The sequence below is a fragment of the Nocardioides halotolerans DSM 19273 genome (assembly GCF_000422805.1).
In the GTDB taxonomy this organism is placed as follows: domain Bacteria; phylum Actinomycetota; class Actinomycetes; order Propionibacteriales; family Nocardioidaceae; genus Nocardioides; species Nocardioides halotolerans.
Genome location: NZ_KE383925.1, coordinates 112,317 through 133,300, shown reverse-complemented (window position 1 = coordinate 133,300; position 20,984 = coordinate 112,317). Strand labels below are relative to the sequence as shown.

General features: G+C 71.6%; 19 protein-coding genes. 7 read left to right on the top strand and 12 right to left on the bottom strand.

Going from position 1 to position 20,984, the window contains the following annotated elements:
* From G514_RS0120815 to G514_RS28135, 9 genes are all read right to left on the bottom strand, one after another.
* The gene (locus G514_RS0120815) at positions 1-969 is read right to left on the bottom strand and encodes an ABC transporter permease (RefSeq protein ID WP_051247946.1); all 969 of its coding nucleotides are present in this window, start codon (positions 967-969) and stop codon (positions 1-3) included.
* Positions 966-3,116, bottom strand: a complete 2,151-nt coding sequence (locus tag G514_RS28145) for a glycosyltransferase (protein ID WP_245582291.1) — start codon at positions 3,114-3,116, stop codon at positions 966-968. Before G514_RS28145 ends, G514_RS0120815 begins: the two co-directional genes overlap by 4 nt.
* Positions 3,113-4,333, bottom strand: coding sequence for a UDP-galactopyranose mutase (glf, locus tag G514_RS0120805; protein WP_051247944.1), 1,221 nt, complete (start codon positions 4,331-4,333; stop codon positions 3,113-3,115). The genes G514_RS28145 and glf overlap by 4 nt, the downstream gene beginning before the upstream one ends.
* Before the next feature lie 47 nt (positions 4,334-4,380).
* On the bottom strand, positions 4,381-5,745 hold the full coding sequence (locus G514_RS0120800) for a pyridoxal phosphate-dependent decarboxylase family protein (protein ID WP_028653317.1): 1,365 nt from the start codon (positions 5,743-5,745) through the stop codon (positions 4,381-4,383).
* Complete coding sequence (locus tag G514_RS0120795) at positions 5,742-6,428, bottom strand: YqjF family protein (protein WP_245582290.1); 687 nt, start codon at positions 6,426-6,428, stop codon at positions 5,742-5,744. Before G514_RS0120795 ends, G514_RS0120800 begins: the two co-directional genes overlap by 4 nt.
* Positions 6,429-6,465: 37 nt before the next feature.
* Positions 6,466-7,395: a glycosyltransferase family 2 protein gene (locus G514_RS0120790; RefSeq protein WP_028653315.1), complete on the bottom strand. Its 930-nt coding sequence runs from the start codon at positions 7,393-7,395 to the stop codon at positions 6,466-6,468.
* On the bottom strand, positions 7,392-8,300 hold the full coding sequence (locus G514_RS0120785) for a glycosyltransferase family 2 protein (protein ID WP_036565900.1): 909 nt from the start codon (positions 8,298-8,300) through the stop codon (positions 7,392-7,394). Before G514_RS0120785 ends, G514_RS0120790 begins: the two co-directional genes overlap by 4 nt.
* 13 nt (positions 8,301-8,313) lie before the next feature.
* The gene (locus G514_RS28140; RefSeq protein WP_051247940.1) at positions 8,314-9,372 is read right to left on the bottom strand and encodes a 5'-3' exonuclease; all 1,059 of its coding nucleotides are present in this window, start codon (positions 9,370-9,372) and stop codon (positions 8,314-8,316) included.
* A gap of 90 nt (positions 9,373-9,462) precedes the next feature.
* Positions 9,463-10,956, bottom strand: a complete 1,494-nt coding sequence (locus G514_RS28135; protein WP_084152276.1) for an LCP family protein — start codon at positions 10,954-10,956, stop codon at positions 9,463-9,465.
* Positions 10,957-11,132: 176 nt separating this feature from the next.
* Between G514_RS28135 and G514_RS0120770 the strand changes: the two genes are divergently transcribed.
* Both G514_RS0120770 and G514_RS0120765 read left to right on the top strand, forming a co-directional pair.
* Positions 11,133-12,335, top strand: coding sequence for an LCP family protein (locus tag G514_RS0120770; RefSeq protein WP_028653313.1), 1,203 nt, complete (start codon positions 11,133-11,135; stop codon positions 12,333-12,335).
* A 5-nt stretch (positions 12,336-12,340) separates the two neighbouring features.
* On the top strand, positions 12,341-13,216 hold the full coding sequence (locus G514_RS0120765; protein ID WP_028653312.1) for a crotonase/enoyl-CoA hydratase family protein: 876 nt from the start codon (positions 12,341-12,343) through the stop codon (positions 13,214-13,216).
* A gap of 38 nt (positions 13,217-13,254) precedes the next feature.
* On the opposite strand, the gene G514_RS0120760 is transcribed toward G514_RS0120765, so the two are convergent.
* Positions 13,255-13,980, bottom strand: coding sequence for a dienelactone hydrolase family protein (locus G514_RS0120760; RefSeq protein WP_036565893.1), 726 nt, complete (start codon positions 13,978-13,980; stop codon positions 13,255-13,257).
* Positions 13,981-14,100: 120 nt separating this feature from the next.
* Here G514_RS0120760 and G514_RS0120755 point away from each other — a divergent pair, with 120 nt between their 5' ends.
* Together G514_RS0120755 and G514_RS28130 are read left to right on the top strand one after the other, a co-directional pair.
* Positions 14,101-15,501 (top strand): phospholipase D-like domain-containing protein, encoded by a 1,401-nt coding sequence (locus G514_RS0120755; RefSeq protein WP_028653310.1) that lies wholly within the window; start codon positions 14,101-14,103, stop codon positions 15,499-15,501.
* A gap of 67 nt (positions 15,502-15,568) precedes the next feature.
* Positions 15,569-16,141 (top strand): hypothetical protein, encoded by a 573-nt coding sequence (locus G514_RS28130; protein ID WP_051247938.1) that lies wholly within the window; start codon positions 15,569-15,571, stop codon positions 16,139-16,141.
* Between the two features lie 6 nt (positions 16,142-16,147).
* Here the strand turns inward: G514_RS28130 and G514_RS0120745 are convergent, their stop codons facing one another.
* On the bottom strand, positions 16,148-17,338 hold the full coding sequence (locus G514_RS0120745; protein ID WP_028653309.1) for an acyl-CoA dehydrogenase family protein: 1,191 nt from the start codon (positions 17,336-17,338) through the stop codon (positions 16,148-16,150).
* Positions 17,339-17,539: 201 nt separating this feature from the next.
* On the opposite strand from G514_RS0120745, the gene G514_RS0120740 reads away from it, so the two are divergent.
* A complete protein-coding gene (locus G514_RS0120740; protein WP_028653308.1) occupies positions 17,540-17,965 on the top strand; it encodes a CoA-binding protein in 426 nt (141 codons plus the stop codon).
* A gap of 15 nt (positions 17,966-17,980) precedes the next feature.
* On the opposite strand, the gene G514_RS0120735 is transcribed toward G514_RS0120740, so the two are convergent.
* On the bottom strand, positions 17,981-18,634 hold the full coding sequence (locus G514_RS0120735; protein ID WP_051247936.1) for a response regulator: 654 nt from the start codon (positions 18,632-18,634) through the stop codon (positions 17,981-17,983).
* Positions 18,635-18,771: 137 nt separating this feature from the next.
* On the opposite strand from G514_RS0120735, the gene G514_RS28125 reads away from it, so the two are divergent.
* Both G514_RS28125 and G514_RS29550 read left to right on the top strand, forming a co-directional pair.
* Positions 18,772-19,239 carry a response regulator gene (locus G514_RS28125; protein WP_157545089.1) on the top strand — a complete coding sequence of 156 codons (468 nt, stop codon included), beginning with the start codon at positions 18,772-18,774 and terminating at the stop codon, positions 19,237-19,239.
* Between the two features lie 40 nt (positions 19,240-19,279).
* Complete coding sequence (locus tag G514_RS29550) at positions 19,280-20,890, top strand: PAS domain S-box protein (RefSeq protein ID WP_051247932.1); 1,611 nt, start codon at positions 19,280-19,282, stop codon at positions 20,888-20,890.
* The last annotated feature ends 94 nt before the right edge of the window (positions 20,891-20,984 follow it).

Sequence of the window (20,984 nt, the reverse complement as noted above, 5' to 3'; positions counted from 1 at the left end):
TCACACCAGCCTGTCGGGGATCTTGTCGTCCAGGCGGGTGAAGACCCACTGGGCGAAGACCAGGAACACGGCGGCGGCGCCGAGCATGATCAGGCCGCGCTCGAACAGGTGGTCGGGGAAGTTGGTGTGCAGGCCCGGCTTGAACCCCCACTCGGCACCGGCGGTCTTCGCGTCCGCCGGGCTGATCGTCGTGATCCAGAACCCGCGCTGGATCAGCAGGACGGCCTCGGCGAGCGGGTTGAACAGGTAGAAGTGCGTGATCTCGGGGAAGCCGGAGAACCGCTTCTCGACCAGCGTGTAGGGGTACATCATCGGCGCGGTGAACGGCAGCACCTGGGTGAAGATCTGCACGACCCGGGTCCAGTCGCGGTACATCACGTTGATGGCCGCGAACATCAGGCCCATGCCGGTGCCGAGCAGGATCACGATCCCGAACCCGAGCAGCGCCGCGAGCAGCCCCACGGGGTCGGGCGAGAACGAGCCCGTCGCCAGGCAGGCGCCGACGAGGATCACCAGCTGCGGTCCGGTGTGGTAGAGCGACACCAGCATCGAGGCGATCGGGAAGATCTCGCGCGGCAGGGGCATCTTCTGCACCACCGCCTTGTTCTGCAGGATCGACCGGGTGCCGGAGTTGAACGACTCCGTGAACAGGTTGACGAGCACCATGCCGGCGAACAGGTGGATCGCGAAGTGCGGGACCTGGCCGCGGCCGAGGATGATCCCGAAGACGAAGTAGAACGTCAGGAACCGCGTGAACGGGTTGATGTAGGACCACGCCAGGCCCATCTTCGAGCCGATGTAGCGGGCCCGCAGCTCGCGGCGGACCATCAGCTTGAGCAGGTAGCGGCGTCGCAGGACGCCGACCAGCCCGCCCTTGGCCGCGGGGTCGACCAGCGGCACGTGGTCGAGGTCGTGGCGTACGGCGACGGTGGCGTCAGCGCCCTCCGGGGTCTCGGCCCCCGGCGTCAACTCGTCCGTCCTGGGTCCGCGTCCGTGCCCTCGGTCCAGGGCCGGAAGGTCTGCTCCCAGGTCTCCGGCGAGGTCACGTCGTGCAGCGCGGCGCGGTACTGCTCGGCGAGGCGGGGCCACTCCTTCGTCAGCCGGGCGTGCAGCGCCGCGGTCCGGGCGGCCAGCTCGCGGTACTTCTTCGCGTCGCGGCGGTAGAGCGCGGCCGACGTGCCGTCGTTCATCGAGACGACGGCCGAGTCGTAGCTCGCGATGCGGTACCACTTGGCGTCCACGGCGCGGATCTCCACCTCGGGGTACTCGCGGGAGAGCGGGCGCTCCTTGGTGAGGAAGTGGCGGACCGGCTCGAGCGCGGCGGTCTTGCGCTGGGCCCACTTGCTCGGGACCTCGACGACGTCGCGGCCCTTCTTCGGCGGCTTCTTGCGGCGCACCTCGGGGAACGCCTCGCGGTCGGGCTCGAGCTGGGCGTCGGTGAACTGCTTGCGGAACGCGTTGACCTCGGCGAGCCGCGTCGGCAGCATCGCGTGCAGCCCCTCGGGCCCGGCGAGCACGTCCTCCATCGCCTGGTTGCGGATCTCGACGGTGGAGTACTGCATCGCCACCAGGTGGGAGACCGTGTGGTTGAGGTTCTCGCGGATCACCCGGCCGCCGCGCGGGTAGGTCGAGTGCAGCAGCGCGCTGACCAGCCGGTTGCGGACGTGGAAGTAGGCCTGCCAGTCGAGGGCGTCGTTCTTGTCGGTCCACGGCACGTGCCAGACCGCCGCGCCCGGGAACGTCACCGTCGGGAAGCCGGCCGCCTTGGCGCGCAGGCCGTACTCTGCGTCGTCCCACTTGATGAACAGCGGCAGCGAGAGACCGATCTCGGCGATCACCGCGCGCGGGATCAGGCACATGAACCAGCCGTTGAAGTCCACGTCGACCCGCTTGTGCAGCCACCGCGCCGAGCGGATGTTGCGCGCGGAGAGGTCCCAGCGGCTGAAGCCGTCGAGCGGCGTCATCCACCAGAAGCGCCAGGGCTGCACGATCTCGCCGAAGCTGTGCAGCTCGGACTTGTTGTAGAGGCTGAACATGTGGCCGCCGACGATCGTCGGGCGCCGGGCCAGGTCGCCGAACGTGATCGCGCGGATGATGCCCTCGGGCTCGCAGACGACGTCGTCGTCCATCATCAGGGCGTACGTCGCGGTGCCCTTGCGCAGCGACTCGAGCTGGCCACGCGCGTAGCCGCCGGACCCGCCGAGGTTGCCCTGCTCGATGATCCGGAGCTTGTCGCCGAGGGAGCCCTTGGCGGCGTCGAAGAACTCCGAGTCGACGACCTTCTTGGTGCCCTGCTCCATCACCATGACGGTGTCGAGGTAGGGCCGAAGCAGCTCGTCGGAGCCCATCTGCGTGAGCAGCTTGGCGCAGAAGTCGGGCCGGTTCATCGTCGTGATGGCGATGTCGGCGGTGCCGTGCTCGAGCCGGTCGTCAGGGACCTCGGCCGACCACTCGGCCGACTCGACCACCGCGTCGTCGTCGCCGGCGACGACGTTGTACCAGTACCACCCGCCGTCGACGAACGTGTCGAGCGGCAGCTCGAAGGTGAACGTGCCCTTGGCCTCCGCGCCGGTGCCGGCGGAGTCGACCCGCTGCGAGCGCCCGTTGGCCAGCGACCGGTAGACGATCACGGTCGCGCCGCGGCCGGAGACGTCGATGGTCAGCCGGACGGCGGAGACGACCGTCCAGCGCCGCCAGTAGGACGCCGGGAAGGCGTTGAAGTAGGTGCCGAACGAGAGCCGCTCACCGGAGCGGACCCGCAGCGCGGTGCGCGACTCGATCTGGTCGGGCGCGATCCCGCGGCCGGTCGAGGTCGCCTGGCGGATCGCGGCGTTGTTGAGGTCCTTGGCCGCCTTGGTGCCGCCGATCTCGTACTTGTCGGCGTCGAGGGTGGCGTCCTCGGCGTCGACGTAGAGCGCGAAGACGTCGAAGTCGCGGTCGATCGGCATGATCTGCCGCTGCAGGACCCGTCGGTTGGCCTCGCGCGCCGGCTGCTGCACCGACTTCTGCACCGACGTCTGCTCCGACTTCTGCACCGACTTCTGGGCAGCCTTCTTCGTCGTACGGCGGCGGGTCGCGCTGGTTGTCGCGCTGGTCGTCGCGCTGGTCTCGCTCACTCGTCCACTCCCCCGGACTTCAGCTCGGCGCCGTCGGCGAAGTGCGGGCGCAGCTTGTTCTCGAACATCGACAGCGCCGAGCCGATCGCCATGTGCATGTCGAGGTACTTGTAGGTGCCGAGGCGGCCCCCGAAGAGCACCAACGGCTCCTGCTTGGCCAGCTCGCGGTACTTCAGCAGCTTGGCTCGGTCCTCGGCGGTGTTGATCGGGTAGTAGGGCTCGTCGCCCTCCTCCGCGAAGCGGGAGTACTCGTGCACGATGACCGTCTTGCCCGGCAGGTGGGTCTTCACCCGCTCGGGGTGGAAGTGCTTGAACTCGATGATGCGGGTGAAGGGGACTTCCTGGTCGTTGTAGTTGACGACGCCGGTGCCCTGGAAGTCGTCGACGTCCTCGACCGACTGCTCGAGGTCGACGGTGCGCCACGACAGCCGGCCCTCGCTGTTGCCGAAGTACTCGTCGACCGGCCCGGTGTAGACGATGGGGACGCGTCCCTTGTACTGGTCGGCACTGAACCGGTCTGTCTTGGCGAAGAAGTCCGTCTCGAGGCGGACCTCGATGTTGGGGTGGTCGGCCATCCTCGTCAGCCACGCGGTGTAGCCGTCGGTCGGCAGCCCCTCGTGGGTGTCGCTGAACCAGCCGTTCTCGAACGTGTAGCGCACCGGGAGGCGGGTGATGATCTCCGCGCTCAGCCTGGTCGGGTCGGTCTGCCACTGCTTGGCCGTGTAGCCCTTGATGAACGCCTCGTAGAGCGGGCGGCCGACGAGGCTGATCGCCTTCTCCTCGAGGTTGGTGGCGTCCTCGGTGGCGATCTCGCTGGCCTGGCTCGCGATCAGCTCGCGCGCCTCCTGCGGGGTGTGGCTCTTGCCGAAGAACTGGTTGATCAGCCCGAGGTTCATCGGCAGCGAGTAGACCTGGCCCTGGTACTTGCCGAAGACCCGGTGCTTGTAGTCGGTGAAGGTCGTGAACCGGTTGACGTACTCCCACACCTTCTCGTTGGAGGTGTGGAAGAGGTGCGCGCCGTACTTGTGCACCTCGATCCCGGTCTCGGGGTCCTTCTCGCTGTAGGCGTTGCCGCCCAGGTGGTGACGGCGCTCGAGGACCAGGACACGGAGCCCCAGCTCGGACGCGCAGCGCTCGGCGATCGTCAGTCCGAAGAACCCGGAGCCGACGACCACAAGATCAGGGCTGCCCTCGGGCAGCGAGTTCTCCGGCGACACGACAGATCAGTCTACGGACGCCCCGGCACAGGCTCGATTCGGCGCGCTCAGTCGGAGGCAACGGCTCGCTCGAGCGCGCGGAGGCTGCGACGAACGTCACTCTCGGTCGTCGACCAGTTGCTCACCGAGATCCGCAGCACCGCCCGGCCGCGCCAGACCGAGCCGCTCATCCACGCCTCGCCGTCGGCCAGGAGCCGCTCGACCACCCCGCGAGTGCGGTCGTCGTCCCCGAAGCTGACGCACACCTGGGTGAAGACGACCTCGTTGAGCACCTCGGCCCCGGGGAGCTCGGCGATCCCGCGGGCGAACGCCGCCGCGTGGCCGGCCAGCCGCGCGACGAGGTCGGCGGTCCCCTGCCGTCCGTGCGCGGCCAGGACGGCGTAGACCGGGATCGAGCGCGCCCGCCGGGACAGCTCGGGCACCCGCTCGAGGGGATCTCCCGCGTCGTCGTGGATGAGGTAGTCGCCGTGCATGCCCATGGCCGCCGTGACCGCCGCGGGGTCGCGGACGACGGCGATGCCGCAGTCGTAGGGGACGTTCAGCGTCTTGTGCGCGTCGGTGGCCCAGGAGTCGGCTCCTTCCACCCCTTCGGCGAGGTGGCGGTACGCCGGAGCGGCCGCGGCGAAGAGCCCGAAGGCGCCGTCGACGTGCACCCAGGCACCACGCCGGCGGGCGACCTCGATGGCCTCGCCGAACGGGTCGTAGGCGCCGGAGTGCACGTTGCCGGCCTGGAGGCACACGATCGTCGGACCGTCGTACTGCTCCAGAGCCAGGGCCAGGGCACCGGCGTCGAGGCGGCCCTCCTCATCGGCGGGCACCGGCTCGGGTGCGCCCAGCCCGAGGTAGCGCAGCGCCAGGTCGACCGTGTCGTGCCGCTCGGCACCGACCAGGACGCGGACGCGAGGACTCCCCGTCAGCCCGTGCGCCGAGACGTCCCACCCGACGCGCCGCAGCACCTCGTCGCGGCCGGAGGCCAGGCAGGTGAAGTTGGCCATCGTGCCGCCGGTGACGAACCCGACGGCGCTGCCCGCGGGCAGCCCGAGCAGGTCGAGCAGCCACGCGCCGGCCACCCGCTCGGTCGCCGTCGCCGCGGGCGTGAGCCGGGCCAGCCCTGCGTTCTGGTCCCACGCGCTGACGAGCCAGTCGGCCGCCAGCGCGGCCGGGTGGGCGCCGCCGATCACCATGCCGTAGAACCGGCCGGAGGGCATCGCGGTCAGCCCGGGCTCGAGGGCGGTCGCGAGGTGGTCGATCACGGCCCCCGCGTCCGTGGGTCCCTCCGGCAGGCTCGCCCCGAGCCGCTCCACCAGCTCCTCGACCTGCGCCTGCGGCGGCACCGGCCGGTCGTCGAGCGAGGCCAGCCAGCGCTGCGTGTGCTCGAGCGCGACGGGCAGCGCCTCGCCTCGATCGTTCATGGGGCCACTCTCCTCGGTCTGGTGAACTCTGCGTAGACCCCCTCGCTGAACGCGACGTGCGCAGGTGGGGCGCCCGCGACGCCCGGCAGGCCGACCGAGGCGAGCAGGCCGTCGTCGAGCTCGACCACCTCGGCCTCGCGCAGCGGCCACGGCGGGTGCTGGTTGGCGACGAACGTCGTGCCGAGCGGGCGGCGCACGTGCGCCCCCCAGCGGGCGGTGAGGAAGTCGTCCAGCGGCGTCGCCTCGCGCGCCGCTCCGGCCCGCACCACCACCCGGCTCGCCGGCCGGTCCCCCAGCCGCCTGAGGCGCGCCTCGTAGGTGATCACGTCGCCGTCGCGGTCGAACCGCATCCGGGCCCAGCGGTACGGCGCCCCGATCAGCGCCCGGACGGCCGGCACGACCACGGCCCGGTCCGTGTCGAGGCTGAGGAAGACGACGCCACGCCGGCCGGTCTCGTCGACGGAGTAGAGCCGCACGTTGGTCTCGAGGAACGCGCCGACGTAGGGCAGGGTCGGGCCGCCGCCGAGCGTCACGCCGACCATCCGGAACGGCACCAAGCCGACGTAGGTGCGGCCCTCGTGGAGGTCGGGCCGGGTGCCCGGCGGGAGCAGCGGCGCCACCCGGGCCGGGTCGACCTCCCAGTGCAGGAAGGTCAGGTCACGCCACGACTGCGTCGAGATCACCCGGCCGCGAAGCGGCGGGGCTTCCCGGGAGACCGGCTCAGCGGGTGAGGGCACGATCGCGAGCGCGGTCCTGGGCCCGGGCGTCCTTGAGCGCCTTGCGCACGTTGCGCGCCTCGGACGGGCCACCCCGCAGCGGCGACAGCGCGACCACCCCGGCGGCGATCAGCCACGGCTTCGCACGGACCAGCCTGTTCTCCCCGTAGCGCAGGTGCACGGTGAACAGGTTGCGGTACATGTAGTAGCCCTTCCAGCCGCCCAGGTCGTGCTGCTGGTCGAACTCGAGCTGTCGCACCAGCACCGCGTCGCGCACGGCGTAGATGCGGAAGCCGGCCCGCCGAGCGCGCAGGGCGTAGTCGACGTCGTCGTAGAAGATGAAGAAGCCGGGGTCGGGCAGCCCGATCGCCTCGACGACCCGGCGCCGGACCATGAACCCCTCGAACGGCACGTTCTCGAGCTCGACCAGGGCCGGCATCGCCTCGCGGGTCACGAACGTCGTCTCGACCATCGCGGTCTTGGGCTTGATCCGGAGCGGGTTGCGCAGGTCGAACTTCAGGGCCGCCTTCTCGACCAGCCGGCCACGGAGGTCCTCGCGGACCACCATCAGGCAGTCGGCCAGGTCGTCGTCGACCGCGAGCAGCACGCTGAGGCAGTCGGGGGCCGGGACGACGTCGTCATCGAGCAGCCAGATGCGGTCGAAGCCCTGCTCGTACGCCGCCTCGACACCCAGGTGGAAGCCACCCGCGCCGCCGAGGTTCTCCTCCGGCCGGATCACCTGGAGTGGCATGCCGCGGTGCTCCAGGCGGGCGCCGTCGAGCACGGTCGCGGTGTGGTCGGTGCTGGCGTTGTCGACGACGATCACCGCGTCGGGGGCGCGGTCGAGGGCGGCCAGCCCGGCCAGCATCCGGGTCAGGAGCGCGGCGCGGTTGTAGGTCACCACGACCACCGCGACGGTCTCGCGCGCGCTCACCGGAGGTACTTCCGGTGACCGGTGAAGTCGCCGCGCAGTCCGGCGTACGCCGCCCGGGCGCTCATCGGCAGCCGGCCCGGCCGTGGCCTGGTGAGCAGGTAGAACCACAGCGTCTTGGCCCAGAACATCAGCACGTGCGGCCACCCGCGGTAGCGGCGCAGGTTGACGGTGTTGTTGCGGGCCATGCAGTAGTGCTTGAGGTCGCTCGGGCTGTGGTTGTAGGTGGTCCGCCCGAACATCATCGGCGTCCCGAGGTCGTCGGTCGCCGGGTGCAGCACCCGCGCGGCCACCACCGTGGCGATGCGGGCGCCGGCCTCCTCGGCGCGCCAGAGGTACTCCACGTCGTCGCCCCAGATGAAGAACTCCGCGCGGGGGTAGCCGATGCGGTCCACGAGCTCGCGGGTCACCAGCACGCCGTTGAACGGGATCAGCACGCCCCGGATCAGGCCGTCCCGGGCGGCGCGCTCGACCGCCGACATCTCGTGGACGACCGTGGTGCCCCCCGGCAGCCGGATCGGGAAGCACAGCCGCGACGGGTCCTGGGCGGCGAGCACCGCGGGCCCCCAGAAGTCGAGGTCGTCGCGCTCGAGCAGCCGCGTGAGGCAGTCGGCGTCGGGGAGTCCGTCGTCGTCCATCAGCCACACCAGGTCGGCGCCGCTCGTGATCGCGCGCTCGAGACCGTGGCTGAAGCCGCCCGCGCCGCCGGTGTTGGCCGGCAGGGTCTCGGCGGTGACCGGCTGGGTGCCCAGCCACTCGCCCGTGCCGTCGGTCGAGGCGTTGTCGACGACGAGCACCTCGTCGAGCTCGGGGATCTCGGCGAGCCGCGCCAGCTGGCGGCGCAGCATCTCGAGCCGGTTGAAGGTGACGACCACGGCGACGATGCGTCGTCGCTGCTGGTCGGTCACGTGGACCACCGTCTCAGAAGAGGCACTCCTGGACATAAGCCGGACCGGCCGGCGCCGGGACCAGCTTGGGCAGCGGCCCGACCGCCGGGCGCGGAGCGGCCTTCCAGCGCGGGTCCTGCCACGAGATGTCGGGCCGGGGCTCGACGACCGTGCGGGTCGGCTCGCGGAGGGTGAGGCCGCGGATCGCGGTGGGGACGTGCAGCTCGAACCGGGAGTACGTCGCGCGGACGGCGTCCTCGTCGAGCGGCAGCCGGCCCCGGCCGGCGGGGTCGAGGCCGACGTCGGCGGTGGTCACCATCGCCATCACCTCGCAGTTGTGGCGCCACCGCTCCCTGGCCTCGGGGGCGGCGAGCGCCTTGGCGCGCCCCTTGCCGACGGCGGCTGCGCACCGCTCACCTCCCGCCGACGCGTCGTCGAAGGCCGCCTCGGCGGTGTCGAGCGCCTGGAGCAGCCGGACCGCGGTCTTGGCGCCGAAGCCGGTGACCCCGGGGAGGTTGTCGGAGCTGTCGCCCCGCAGGGCCGCGAGGTCGGGGTACTGGTCGGGCCGCACGCCGGTCACCATCGTCAGCCGCTCGGGGTCGAGCAGCGGCGAGGCGTCGACGCCGCCGTTGAGGATGCGGAGCATCCGGGTGTGCTCGTCGATGAGCGCGAAGCTGTCGCGGTCGGACGTCGCGACCACGGTCCGGGCGCCGAGCGCCGGCGCCTGGGCAGCCACGCTGGCGAGCACGTCGTCGGCCTCGAGCCCCTCGGGCACCACGACGACGACACCGAGGTCGCGCAGCACCTCGACCGCGAGGTCGAGCTGGCGCTCGAGGCTCTCGGGCTTGGGCGCCCGGTGCGCCTTGTAGGTCGGCCACCGCCGCTTGCGGCTGCTGTTGCCGCGGTCGTCGAAGCCGACCACCACCACGTCGGCACAGACCCGGTCGACCGCGGACACCAGCTGACTGAGCAGGCCGCGCACCGCCCACCCCTGGACACCGTCGGGCGTGCGGTACATCGTGCGCGCCGAGGCGTGGAAGGCCCGGTGCAGCAGGGAATTGCCGTCGACGGCGAGCACGGTCGGGGTGGGCATCGTGGGGACACCCTAAGCCCGGCTACCGACCGTGCTGCGGGAGGCGCACGAGGTGCCACCGCTGGTCGAGCTTGTCGAGACCGCCGCAGATCAGCAGGCGCTGTCGAGGTCCTGGGACTCGTTCGCGGCGTACCCCTCGCTCAGCGACCCGACCGATCCGCCGGTGACCGCGACGGGGGCCTTGGGGCCCTTGCCCGGCTTCTTGGCCTGCTTCGGCTCCGCCGCCTTCTCGGGCGCCTTCCCCTCGGCGGTGTCGACCGCCTCGGCGACCTTCTGCCTGATCAGCGGCGCGTCCGGCTCGTAGGTGTCGAACATCGGCGGCACGATCGAGAGCGTCGCGACCTTCTGGTCGCGCGCCTTGAGCGCGAGCCCGATGAACCGGTCGACCTCGCTCGCGGGGATGCTCGTCTGCACCATCGCCGAGCCTGCCTTGGCGATCTTCTGGAAGTTGCGCAGGACCTCGGTGGGCTCGAGCTGGTCGAGCATCGCGGCCATCACGCACTTCTGCCGGGCCATCCGCGAGTAGTCGTCGGAACCCTCGCGGGCCCGTGTGTACCACTGCGTCTGGAAGCCGGTGAGCTTCTGCTTGCCGGGCTCGATGTAGTCGTAGACGTCGGAGCCGAGCCCGCCGATCGGGATCCGCGAGCGGACGTTGATGGTGACACCGCCGACGGCGTCGACCAGGTCGCGGAACCCCTTGAGGTTGACCATCGCCCAGTAGTTGATCTTCAGCCCGGTGATGCCCTCGACGGCCGAGATCGTCGCGTCGATGCCCGGGTCCTTGGCCTTGCCGAACAGCTCCTTGTTGTCCAGCGCCCAGGTGTTGACGCCGTTGAGCATGCAGTGCTCGCAGTCGAACCCCTTCGGGAACTGCTGGTGCATCACCGAGCCCTTGGCGAACGGGAAGTTCTGCATGTTGCGCGGCAGCGAGACCAGCACGGTGCGGCCGGTCTCGGCGTCGATGCTCGCGACCGTGATCGAGTCGGGGCGCAGCCCCCAGCGGTCGGCGCCGGAGTCGCCGCCGAGCAGCAGCACGTTGTAGCGACCCTCGTGCGCACCGCTGGCGTCACCCGAGCCGAACATCGTCTGGATGAAGTCGCGCTGCACGCCGACCAGGTGCGCCCCGAACAGCAGCACCGAGGCCACCGAGAAGCACAGGATCGTGTTGATGCCGACGGCCGCGCGGCGATGGTTCAGGCGCAGCGACAGCGGCTGGCCGAGGCGCCACGCGTCGAAGAACAGGAGCGCCCACGCGACGGCCAGCGCCATCAGCCCGACGCGCACCGTCTGGAGCGCCGCCAGGTCCGAGACCAGCCAGAACGCGAACTCGTGGTGCAGGGCCGCCACGACCAGGCAGCCGACGCCGGCGATCAGCAGCCCGAACCAGATCCGCAGCGCCGCCATCCCGACCCGTCGGTTGCCGCTGGCCAGCTGCGCGCTTCCGGGCAGCACGAGCGTCATCGTCATCAGCGCCAGCGCCCGCCGGAACCGCACCCGGGCAGCGCGCTCCTCGGTGCTGGTGCCCGTGGTGGGGGTGCTGCTGGCGAGGTACGTCGTACCGCCGCCCTGGCCGTGGCCTGGCATCAAGTGCTCCTGAAGGGAAGGTCAGGTGTGCCTCGCCAGTATCACCAGTCACAGGGGTCACAGGTGGTCGCGACGCGCCGGGAGGTGCTTCTGTGTCGGACGCTTCGTGGCGGCCGCTTGGGCAAGGACCGGTCCTCGTCCCTCGGGCCCTTCCCGTCGCACGGTAGCGTCGTCGCATGCCTGATCGTCCCCGGAACGGCGGTCCCGAGGACGGACCCGACTACACCTGGCTCTACGGCAAGGGCGGCAAGCCCCAGGACCCGCAGGCCACGCGCCCGGTGCCTCGACGGCAGCCAGCCTCGTCGCCCGGCCCCGACGAGACGCGCGTGATGAAGGCCCAGCCGCGCCCGGCGTCGGAGCGGCGCACCACGCGGCCGACCCCGCCACCGGTCCAGCCGCCGAGCCCACCCCCGGCGTCGAGCGGCCGCCGGCGGCGCCGGTTCCGGGTGCGCTACGTCCTCATCGTCCTGCTGCTCTGGCTGGCCTACCTCGTGATCGTGCCGGTGATGGCCTGGCGCGAGGTCGACAAGGTCGACTGGGAGCCCGACGGCGCCCGCCCCGACAACCAGGACGGCACGACGTACCTCCTGGTCGGCAGCGACTCCCGCGCCGGCCTGTCGAAGGAGGAGCGCAAGAAGCTCAGCACCGGCAACGCCGGGGGTGGCCGCACCGACACGATCATGCTGCTGCACACCGGGTCGGGTCCCAACGTGCTGCTCTCGATCCCCCGCGACTCGATCGTCGACATCCCCGGCCACGGGTCGACCAAGATCAACGCGGCCTACGCGTTCGGCGGGCCGCCGCTCCTCGTCGAGACCATCGAGAAGAGCACCGGCATCCGCATCGACGACTACGTCGAGATCGGCATGGGCGGCGTCGCCGGCCTGGTCGACGCCGTCGGCGGCATCGAGGTCTGCCCGAAGCAGAACATGAAGGACAAGCTGGCCGGGCTCAACATCAAGAAGGGGTGCCAGGAGGTCGACGGCACGACCGCCCTGGCCTACGCCCGCTCGCGGCACGCCTCCGCGACGGGCGACATCGACCGGGTGCGCCGCCAGCGCGAGGTCGTCGCGGCGGTCGGCTCCAAGGTGCTCTCGCCGTGGAGCGTGCTCAACCCCGTGCGGTACTGGAAGCTGAACCACGAGATCCCGGACTTCTTCGCCTTCGGCGACGGCATGGGTCCGGTCCGCAGCGCGATGTGGGCGACCGCGATGACCCGGGTCGACGGCGACAAGGGCCTGACCTGCGTGGTGCCGCTGCAGGACCTCGCCGTGCACTGGGACCCGGAGCGAGCGCCCCAGATGTTCAAGAAGATCATCGACGACGACACCGAGTCGATCGACGACGAGCTCTGCTCCGACACCGGCGGGATCGGCTGAGCCGCATGACGTTCTCCCTCTACGAGACCCTCTCGGTCTCGATGGACGACGACGGCGTCGCGACGCTGACGCTCGATCGACCGGGCCAGCTCAACGCCTTCGACCTCACGATGGCGCGCGACCTCGAGCGCTTCTTCCTGACCGACGCGAGGTCCGACGACGTCCGTGCGGTGGTGGTGACCGGCGCGGGCCGCGCGTTCTGCGCGGGCATGGACCTCTCGCGCGAGGGCAACGTGTTCGGGCTCGACGAGTCGCTGGCGCCGACGCCCGAGGAGTTCCGGGCGAGCTACGACGAGCCGCCGTACCACGACGGCGTGCGCGACACGGGCGGCCGGGTGACGCTCGCGATCCACGCGCTGCCCAAGCCCGTCATCGCCGCGATCAACGGCGCCGCGGTCGGCATCGGCGCGACGATGACCCTGGCCATGGACATCCGGATGGCCTCGACCGAGGCACGGATCGGCTTCGTCTTCGGCCGGATCGGGATCACGCCCGAGGCCGCCTCCTCCTGGTTCCTGCCCCGCATCGTCGGGCTGCAGCAGGCGCTCGAGTGGGTCTACGCCGCCGACATCCTCACCGCGGAGGCGGCGCTGGAGGGCCGCCTGCTGCGCTCGGTGCACCCGCCGGAGGAGCTGCTGCCGGCGGCCCAGGAGCTGGCCCGCTCGTTCGTCCGCGGCCGCTCACCGGTCGCGCTCGGCCTGGCCAAGCGGCTGCTCTACAAGCACGCCGGCTCGCCCGAGCCGCTCGAGGCGCACCTGTCGGACTCGCTGGCGGTCTACTGGACCTCGCTCGCGGACGGCAAGGAGGGCGTCGCGGCGTTCCTCGAGAAGCGACCGGCGTCGTTCACCGGCAAGGGCTCCGAGCTGCCCCGGATCGACTGACCCCGATCGACTGACCCGGATCGGCTGACCCAGCCGGCTCAGCCGCGCAGCGTCCGCGCGAACAGCTCCTCGAGCTCCCGGAAGTGCCGCTCCGCGCCGGCCTCCTGGTACATCGACGTGTCGGCCATCGAGTAGCCGTGGGGCGCGTCGGGGTAGATCGCGTTGAGGTGCGGGTGCCCCGCCAGCGCCTCCTCGAGCGCGGCGACCTGCTCGGGCGGCATCGACCGGTCCTGGTCGGCGTGCCCGAAGACGTACGACGCCGTGCTGCCGGCGATCGCGAGGTGCGGGCTGTCGTCGGCCCCGGTCACCAGTCCGCCCCCGTGGAACCCGCCGGCCGCCGCCACCGTGCCCGGGAACAGGCCGGCGGTGCGGACCGCGAGCCGGGCGCCCATGCAGTAGCCCGTGACGCCGATCGGCCCGGGGCCGGCGTGCTCGCGCAGCGTGGCCACGTAGGCCTCGGCGTCGACCGCCAGCCGGTCGGGCGTCAGGCCCTGCACCCGGTCGGCGACACCGCCGGCGAAGAAGGCCTCTCGGGCGCCGGGCTCGCGCAGGTCCTGCTGCGGGGCCAGCTCCTCGGCCCGCCCGTCGCGGTAGAACACGTGCGGCGCCAGCACGACGTGGCCCCACGCCGCGATCCGGTCGGCCATCTGCTCGATCTGCGGCCGCAGCCCGATCGCGTCGACGTAGAACAGCACGCCCGGGTCGCCTGGGGTCCCGGTGAGGTACGCCTCGGCCACGCCGTCAGCGGTCTCGATCTCGACCATCTCGCCCACGCCGGGGACTGTACCGACGGCCGTCCGCGACGCCGCGCCCCCGGTTTCGGTTCTGCCGAGCCGGCGCCTACCTTGGACGTTTTGCCCTCGTCGACCCACAGGAAGATCTCGATGCCCCACCGTCGTTCCGTCCGGCTCCTCGTCGCCGCGGTGAGCGTGGCCCTCGTCGCGTCCGCCCCGGGAGGCTCCCCCGCGGGCGCTGCGCCCGGCCCCGCCGACCGCGCCGGGAGCACGAAGCTCTACCGCGTCCAGGCCGGACCGTTCTTCAACAACCCGCACGGCAGCAAGCGCGCGAAGTTCCGCATCGAGCGGCAGGTCATCAACGCGATCCGGGCGACGCCCCGGAAGGGCTACATCCGGATCGCCCTCTACTCCTTCGACCGGATGCCGGTCGCCCAGGCGCTGTTGGACGCCCACCGTCGCGGCGTCCACGTGCAGCTGCTGCTCAACGACCACCAGGACACCAAGGCGATGAAGGCGCTGCGGGCCCGCCTCGGCACCAACCGCTGGGGACGCGACTTCATCTACAAGTGCCGGTCGAGCTGCCGCGGCACCGTGCCCGACCGCAACCTGCACTCGAAGTTCTACACGTTCACCCGCTCCGGCAGCTCCGCCCACGTGCTGATGGTCGGCTCGGCCAACATGATGCTGAATGCCGACATCCACCAGTGGAACGACCTCTTCGTGACCTCCGGGCGCAAGCGGGTCTTCGACCAGTACGTCCGGCTGTTCAACGACATGAAGCACGACTACCGCTCCAACCAGCCGTCCTACATGTTCTGCGGGCGGCCCACCGGCAACCACTGCGACGACTCGGTCGACAAGCTGACCACCCGCGTCTTCCCCCGCCACTCCAACCGGCGCCACGACGTCGTGCTGTCGATGCTCGGCCGCATCCAGTGCCTCACCCCGCGACCCGACGGCAGCCAGAAGCGCACCTCGCTGCGCCTGTCGATGCACACGCTGCGCGGCAAGAGGGGCAACTACCTCGCAGCCGCGATCCGGTGGAAGTACGCCGAGGGCTGCGACCTCAAGGTCAACTACGGCCTCATCGGCTTCCGCACCAAGCAGATCCTCGGAGCCCGCACCGCGCGCGGACGCGTGCCCCTGCGCTCCACCGGCTTCGACTTCACCGGTGACGGCGAGGTGGACCGCTACACCCACCAGAAGTACTTCGTCATCCGGGGCACCTACGCCGGCCGCAGGAACAGCTCGGTCACGCTCACCGGCTCCTCCAACTGGGCGAGCCTCGGCACCGCGCAGGACGAGGTGTTCGTGACCGTCCGCGGGGCGGGCGTCGCCAAGAAGTACGCGCGGAACTTCGCCGTGATGTGGCGGCCCGGCAACTCGCGGGCGGCGTACACGACGACGTACGAGAACTTCCGGGTCAACCGGCAGGTCCGCACCTCCGGCGGCACCCTGACGCACCTCCCGACCGTCGTGCGCCGCCCCGTGACGACGATCGAGCCCGACGGCCTGCGTCCGCCCGGTGGCTCGTGGGACGTCGACTGACCGTCCGTACGCCGGACGCGGGCGGGCGCGATGCGGCCGTCACCGCCCCGACGTGGTGCACTGAGGCGTGACCGAGACGACCCAGGCCGCGCCCGACACCACTCGCAACGCCGAGGACGTCGGCGTCGAGGAGGCGCGGGCCGCGTGGGTCGCCGAGGCCCGGCTGTACCTCGTCGAGGTGGCGCGCAGCTACCGCAGCGTGGTCACCCACAAGGAGCTCGCCGCGGCCGTGCAGGAGCGCAGCGGGATCCACACCGACCGGCGCGTGCACTACTGGATCGACGGCGTTCTCGCCGACGTGGGCCGCGACAGCGCCGCGCGCGACGAGCCGCTCATCTCGGCCCTGTGCGTCAACCGCGAGGGGAGCGTCGGGTCGGCGTACGCCGGCCTCGTGCTCGAGCTCACCGGCGAGGAGCCGGCCGACCCCGACGACCACGCCGCCCGCCAGCGGCTGGAGTGCCACCGGTTCTTCGAGGCCGCCGACCTGCCCGACGGCGGCGGCACCGCCGCGCTGGTGCCGCAGCTCGCCAACACGCGCGCCCGCCTCAAGAAGGCGGCCGCAGAAGCCCGGCCCGTGCAGACCTGCCCCACGTGCTACATGGAGCTGCTGCCGACCGGCCTCTGCGACACCTGCGACTGAACCTGGTCAGACCTGGCTCTGCACCCCGGCGAGGAGCTGGCGGGCCATCACGATCCGTTGGACCTGGTTGGTGCCCTCGTAGATCTGGGTGATCTTGGCGTCGCGCATCATCCGCTCGACCGGGTAGTCGCGGGTGAAGCCGTAGCCGCCGAGCACCTGCACCGCGTTGGTGGTGACCTCCATGGCTACGTCCGAGGCGAAGCACTTGGCCGCGGCGCCGAAGAAGGTGAGGTCGGGGTCGTTGCGCTCGGAGCGCCCCGCGGCGGCGTACGTGAGCTGGCGCGCCGCCTCCACCTTCATGCCCATGTCGGCGAGCAGGAACTGCAGCCCCTGGAAGTCCGCGATGTTCTTGCCGAACTGCTGACGCTCCTGGGCGTAGCCCAGCGCGTAGTCGAGGGCGCCCTGGGCGACGCCGACCGCCTGGGCGGCGATCGTGACCCGGGTGTGGTCGAGGGTGCGCATCGCGGTCTCGAAGCCGGTGCCCTCGGCGCCGATCATCCGGTCGGCCGGGATGCGGACGTTGTCGAGGTAGACCTCGCGGGTCGGCGAGCCCTTGATGCCGAGCTTCTTCTCCGGGGCGCCGAACGACACGCCCGCGTCGGACTTCTCGACCACGAACGCCGAGATGCCGCGGGAGCGCTTCTCGGGGTCCGTCACGGCCATCACCGTGTAGTAGTCGGACTCCCACTTGCCCGGGCCGGCGTTGGTGATCCAGCGCTTCACGCCGTCGAGCACCCAGTGCTCCCCGTCGCGCACCGCCCGGGTCTTCATCGCGGCCGCGTCGGAGCCGGCGTCGGGCTCGGACAGGCAGTAGGAGAAGCCGCCCTCGCCCCTGGCCAGCGCGCCGAGGTAGTGCTTCTTGAGCTCCTCCGACCCGCCCAGCTGCACCGGCAGCGAGCCGAGCTTGTTGACCGCGGGGATCAGCGAGGCGCTCATGTCGACGCGCGCGACCTCCTCGATCACCAGCACCGTGGCGAGCGCGTCCGCGCCGGCCCCGCCGTACTCCTCGGGCACGTGGGGAGCGTGGAAGTCGGCGGCCTGCAGGGCCGCGGCGGCCTCCTCCGGGTAGCGCACCTGCTCGTCGACGTCGGCGGCGTACGGCGCCACCTTGGCCTCGCACAGCGACCGCACCGCCTCGCGGATCGCGCGGTGCTCCTCGGTGAGCGCGAAGAGGGGGGCGGAGTCAGCGTTACTCATGGGTCACATCGTAGGTCCGGCGGGCCCGACGAGATGCCGACGCCCGGCCGGCGTTCGTCACACCGACCGGGCATCCCCCATGTCAGACCCCCCGCCCGGTCAAGGTAGGTGCGCCGCCTCCGGCGCCGTGGGCGAATGAGCCGGAGTCGTCCGTTCGGCGGTCGGCGTGGTCCTCATGGACAGCCTTCTAGGCTCGGACGCATGACGTGGCAGGACCCAGAGGCGATCCGGTTCATGCTCGACGACTGCAAGGTCTGGGCCGTGGTGGGCCTGTCGGGCGACACCAGCCGGACGGCGTACTCCATCGCGGCACTGCTCCAGGAGCGCGGCAAGCAGATCGTCCCGATCCACCCCGCGGCCGCCTCCGACGAGGGCCTGGTGGTGCTCGGTGAGAAGGGCTACGCCACCCTCGCCGACGTGCCGTTCCCCATCGACGTGGTCGACGTCTTCCGGCGCTCGGAGGCCGCGGGCGAGTTCGCCGACCAGGCGGTGGCCGTGGGGGCGAAGGCGGTGTGGTTCCAGCTCGGGGTCATCGACGCGGAGGCGTTCGAGCGGACGACCGCGGCCGGGGTGCCGATGGTGATGGACACCTGCCCGGCGATCGAGTGGCGCCGGCGACGCCCCTGACCCTGGAGGACCGGGTCACCGCCCGGGCAGCAGCCCCTGCCGGATGGCGATCGAGAGCGCCTCGAGCTTGGAGTGCGCGCCGAGCTTCGCCGACAGGTTGGCGACGTGGTTGCGCACCGTGTGCACGCTCACGACCAGCCTGGCGGCGATCTCGCTGTTGGGAAGGCCGTCCGCCAGCAGCGCCAGCACCTCCAGCTCCCGCTCGGTCAGGTCGACCCGGCCCGGCTCGCGACGCCGGTTGAGGCGCGGCAGGAGCCGGGCGAGCATCTCGGGCGAGATCACCGCCTCCCCGCTGTACGCCGCGCGCACCGCGGACCTGACCTCGTCGAGGCTGCGTGACTTGGACAGGAACCCAGACGCGCCGGCCTCGATCGCGGTCACGAGCACGTGGTCGGCGGTGCTGGCGGTGAGGACGACGAACTTCGTGGACTGCCGGAGGAGCTTGAGCTCGGCGATCGCCGCCACGCCGTCACCGTCGGGGAGCCGGTGGTCCATGAGCACGACGTCGGGGAGCGCCGTCGGGATCAGGCTCCGCGCCTCGGCGATCGAGCTCGCCGTGCCGAGCGCAAGCAGGTCGGGCTCGAAGCCGAGCACCTGGGCAAGGCTCGCTGCGAACACGTCGTGGTCGTCCACGATCAGCACGCGGATCGGTGCGGGGGCGTCGTCCATCGGGAGGGATCCTGACATGTGGTCCTTGGCGCCCGAGGCTAGTGCCTGCGCACTACCCGTCTAGGCCGCACAGGGCTGGGTCTCGGATGTCGGGGACCTGCAGTATCGAGCGCAGGGGGACGAAGAGGGGCCAATACATGACAATTCGCGTGGCGCTGGGCGACGACGACACGGCGTTCCGTGCGGCGGCGGTCGGGCTGCTCGAGGCCGACGCGCGCTTCGACGTGGTCGGCGCGGCCGCCGACGGCGAGGAGCTGGTCGCGCTGGTCGAGAGGACCGGGCCCGACGTGGTGCTGCTCGACCTGCGCATGCCGGGTGGCGGCGTCGTCGGTGCGCGCACGCTCGCCGACCTCGACGTGCTGGTCGGCCGGCGTACACCGCCGCTCGTCGTGGCCCTCACGGCCGAGACCGCACCTGACGTGGTCGAGGAGATGCTGCGTGCCGGAGCGGTCGGCTACCTCGCCAAGGGGCGGATCGGGTCGTCGCTCGGGGACCTCGTGGCACGGGTCCACGACGGCGAGCTGGTCCTCGCCGTGCCGACCGCGCGACTCGCCCTGCGGCGACTGCTGCGCGAAGAGCCGCACACGAGCGTCGCCTCGCCGTAGAGTGACGCGCCCGGCTTCCCCGCGAACCCGAGGCGCACTGGTGAACGAGCAAGCTCCGCAGATCCGGACGGTCTTCGACCTGTTCGACGCGTCGGTCACGGCGGTGATCGCCGTCGACGAGACCGCGGCGATCCGCTACCTCAACGGGCGCGCCGTCGAGGTGTTCGGCTACCTGCCCGCGGAGCTGCTGGGGCAGCCCGTCGAGGTGCTCCTCCCGCGGGCCCGCGCCGACGCTCACGCCGCGCTGCGCGACACCTACCTCGAAGCCCCGATCTCGCGGCACATCGACGTCCGCGACCTCAAGGGGCGGCGCAAGGACGGCACGGAGTTCGCCGCGGAGATCTCCCTCACCCCGGTGGTGACGGGGTCGGGGCCGTGGGTCGCCGCGAGCGTGCTCGACATCTCGCTGCGGAAGGAGTCCGAGGCCAGGGTCCGGCGTCAGAGCCGGGGCTACCTCGCCCTCGCCAAGGTCAACGAGGCCGTCGCCAGGGCCGAGCACGAGGACGAGCTGTTCCGCAAGGTCTGCCACATCGCCGTCGTGCACGGTGGCTTCATCGGCGCCTGGGTCATGACGGCCGACATCGACGACGACCTGCACATGCGAGCGAGCGCCGGCCCGCTCGCGACCCGCCTGGCGGTGGCCAGCGCCGAGTGGCCGAGCGTCGACGACTTCCTCAACGACCAGGTCCGCGACATCCGGCGCGACGGCGGGGTCCTGCCCGGCGGCGTGCGCTCGCTCGACACGGAGGAGGCGTGCTTCACCAACGACTTCGAGCTGGAGCCGCTCGACCCGCGCCTGCGCTTCCTGACCGACTGGGCCCGCTCGGGCGCCGCCCTCCCTCTCGGCAGCCACGGGCGCGCGGTCGCGAGCCTGTCGCTGTACGCCGACCGTGCCGGCGTCTTCGACGACAACCTGCGCGGCCTCCTCACGGGAGCGGCCGAGAACATCTCGCTCGCCCTCGACCGGTTCCGCGCCCGGATCGACCTCGACCGCACCCTCGCGCAGCGCACGCAGCTGCTGCGCCGGCTGGTCGACGTGCAGGAGCGCGAGCGCGCGCGGATCGCGGCCGACGTGCACGACGAGCCGGTGCAGGCGCTGGCGGCCGTCGACCTGCGCCTCGGCCTGCTCCGGCGGCGGCTGGAGGAGGCCGCGCCCGACCTCGTCCCTGATCTGGCCCAGATCCACACCACGGTGACCTCGGTCAGCGACGGCCTGCGCGGGCTGCTCTTCGAGCTCGAGCGCGTGAGCGAGTCGGCACACCTGACCGACCTCCTCGAGGACGCCGCCGGGCACATCTTCGAGCTGACGCCGGTCGCGTGGAGCATCGCCAACGAGCCCGACCCGCGCGAGCTGGAGCTCTCGGTCGCGACCCGGACGCAGGCGGTGCGGATCGCCAAGGAGGCGATGGTCAACGTCGCCAAGCACGCCCAGGCCCAGACGGTCACGATCCGGGTGGTGCTCGAGGACGACGGGGTCACGGTGACCGTCACCGACGACGGCGTCGGCCTCCCACCGGGCGTGCGGTCGTCGCCGCCCGGCCACCGCGGCATCAGCGGGATGCTGGACCGAGCCGAGGTGTCCGGCGGCTCGCTGTTCCTGGACACCCACGCGGGCGGGACGACCATCTCGGTCTGGCTGCCCGGCGCCTGACGCGCGAGCAGGGCGCACGCGCCACGGGCGAGTGGTACCCACGCACTAGGGCACAGCCAGCATCCGCGTCTGCCCACCGAGCCGCCGATCGCGG

Bases quoted from the DNA above. Each gene is read 5' to 3' on its own strand.
- G514_RS0120800 (WP_028653317.1), bottom strand. From the start codon at position 5,745: ATGAACGATCGAGGCGAGGCGCTGCCCGTCGCGCTCGAGCACACGCAG.
- G514_RS28140 (WP_051247940.1), bottom strand. From the start codon at position 9,372: ATGCCCACCCCGACCGTGCTCGCCGTCGACGGCAATTCCCTGCTGCAC.
- G514_RS28135 (WP_084152276.1), bottom strand. From the start codon at position 10,956: ATGCCAGGCCACGGCCAGGGCGGCGGTACGACGTACCTCGCCAGCAGC.
- G514_RS0120770 (WP_028653313.1), top strand. From the start codon at position 11,133: ATGCCTGATCGTCCCCGGAACGGCGGTCCCGAGGACGGACCCGACTAC.
- G514_RS0120765 (WP_028653312.1), top strand. From the start codon at position 12,341: ATGACGTTCTCCCTCTACGAGACCCTCTCGGTCTCGATGGACGACGAC.
- G514_RS0120760 (WP_036565893.1), bottom strand. From the start codon at position 13,980: ATGGTCGAGATCGAGACCGCTGACGGCGTGGCCGAGGCGTACCTCACC.
- G514_RS0120755 (WP_028653310.1), top strand. From the start codon at position 14,101: ATGCCCCACCGTCGTTCCGTCCGGCTCCTCGTCGCCGCGGTGAGCGTG.
- G514_RS0120745 (WP_028653309.1), bottom strand. From the start codon at position 17,338: ATGAGTAACGCTGACTCCGCCCCCCTCTTCGCGCTCACCGAGGAGCAC.
- G514_RS0120740 (WP_028653308.1), top strand. From the start codon at position 17,540: ATGACGTGGCAGGACCCAGAGGCGATCCGGTTCATGCTCGACGACTGC.
- G514_RS0120735 (WP_051247936.1), bottom strand. From the start codon at position 18,634: ATGGACGACGCCCCCGCACCGATCCGCGTGCTGATCGTGGACGACCAC.
- G514_RS28125 (WP_157545089.1), top strand. From the start codon at position 18,772: ATGACAATTCGCGTGGCGCTGGGCGACGACGACACGGCGTTCCGTGCG.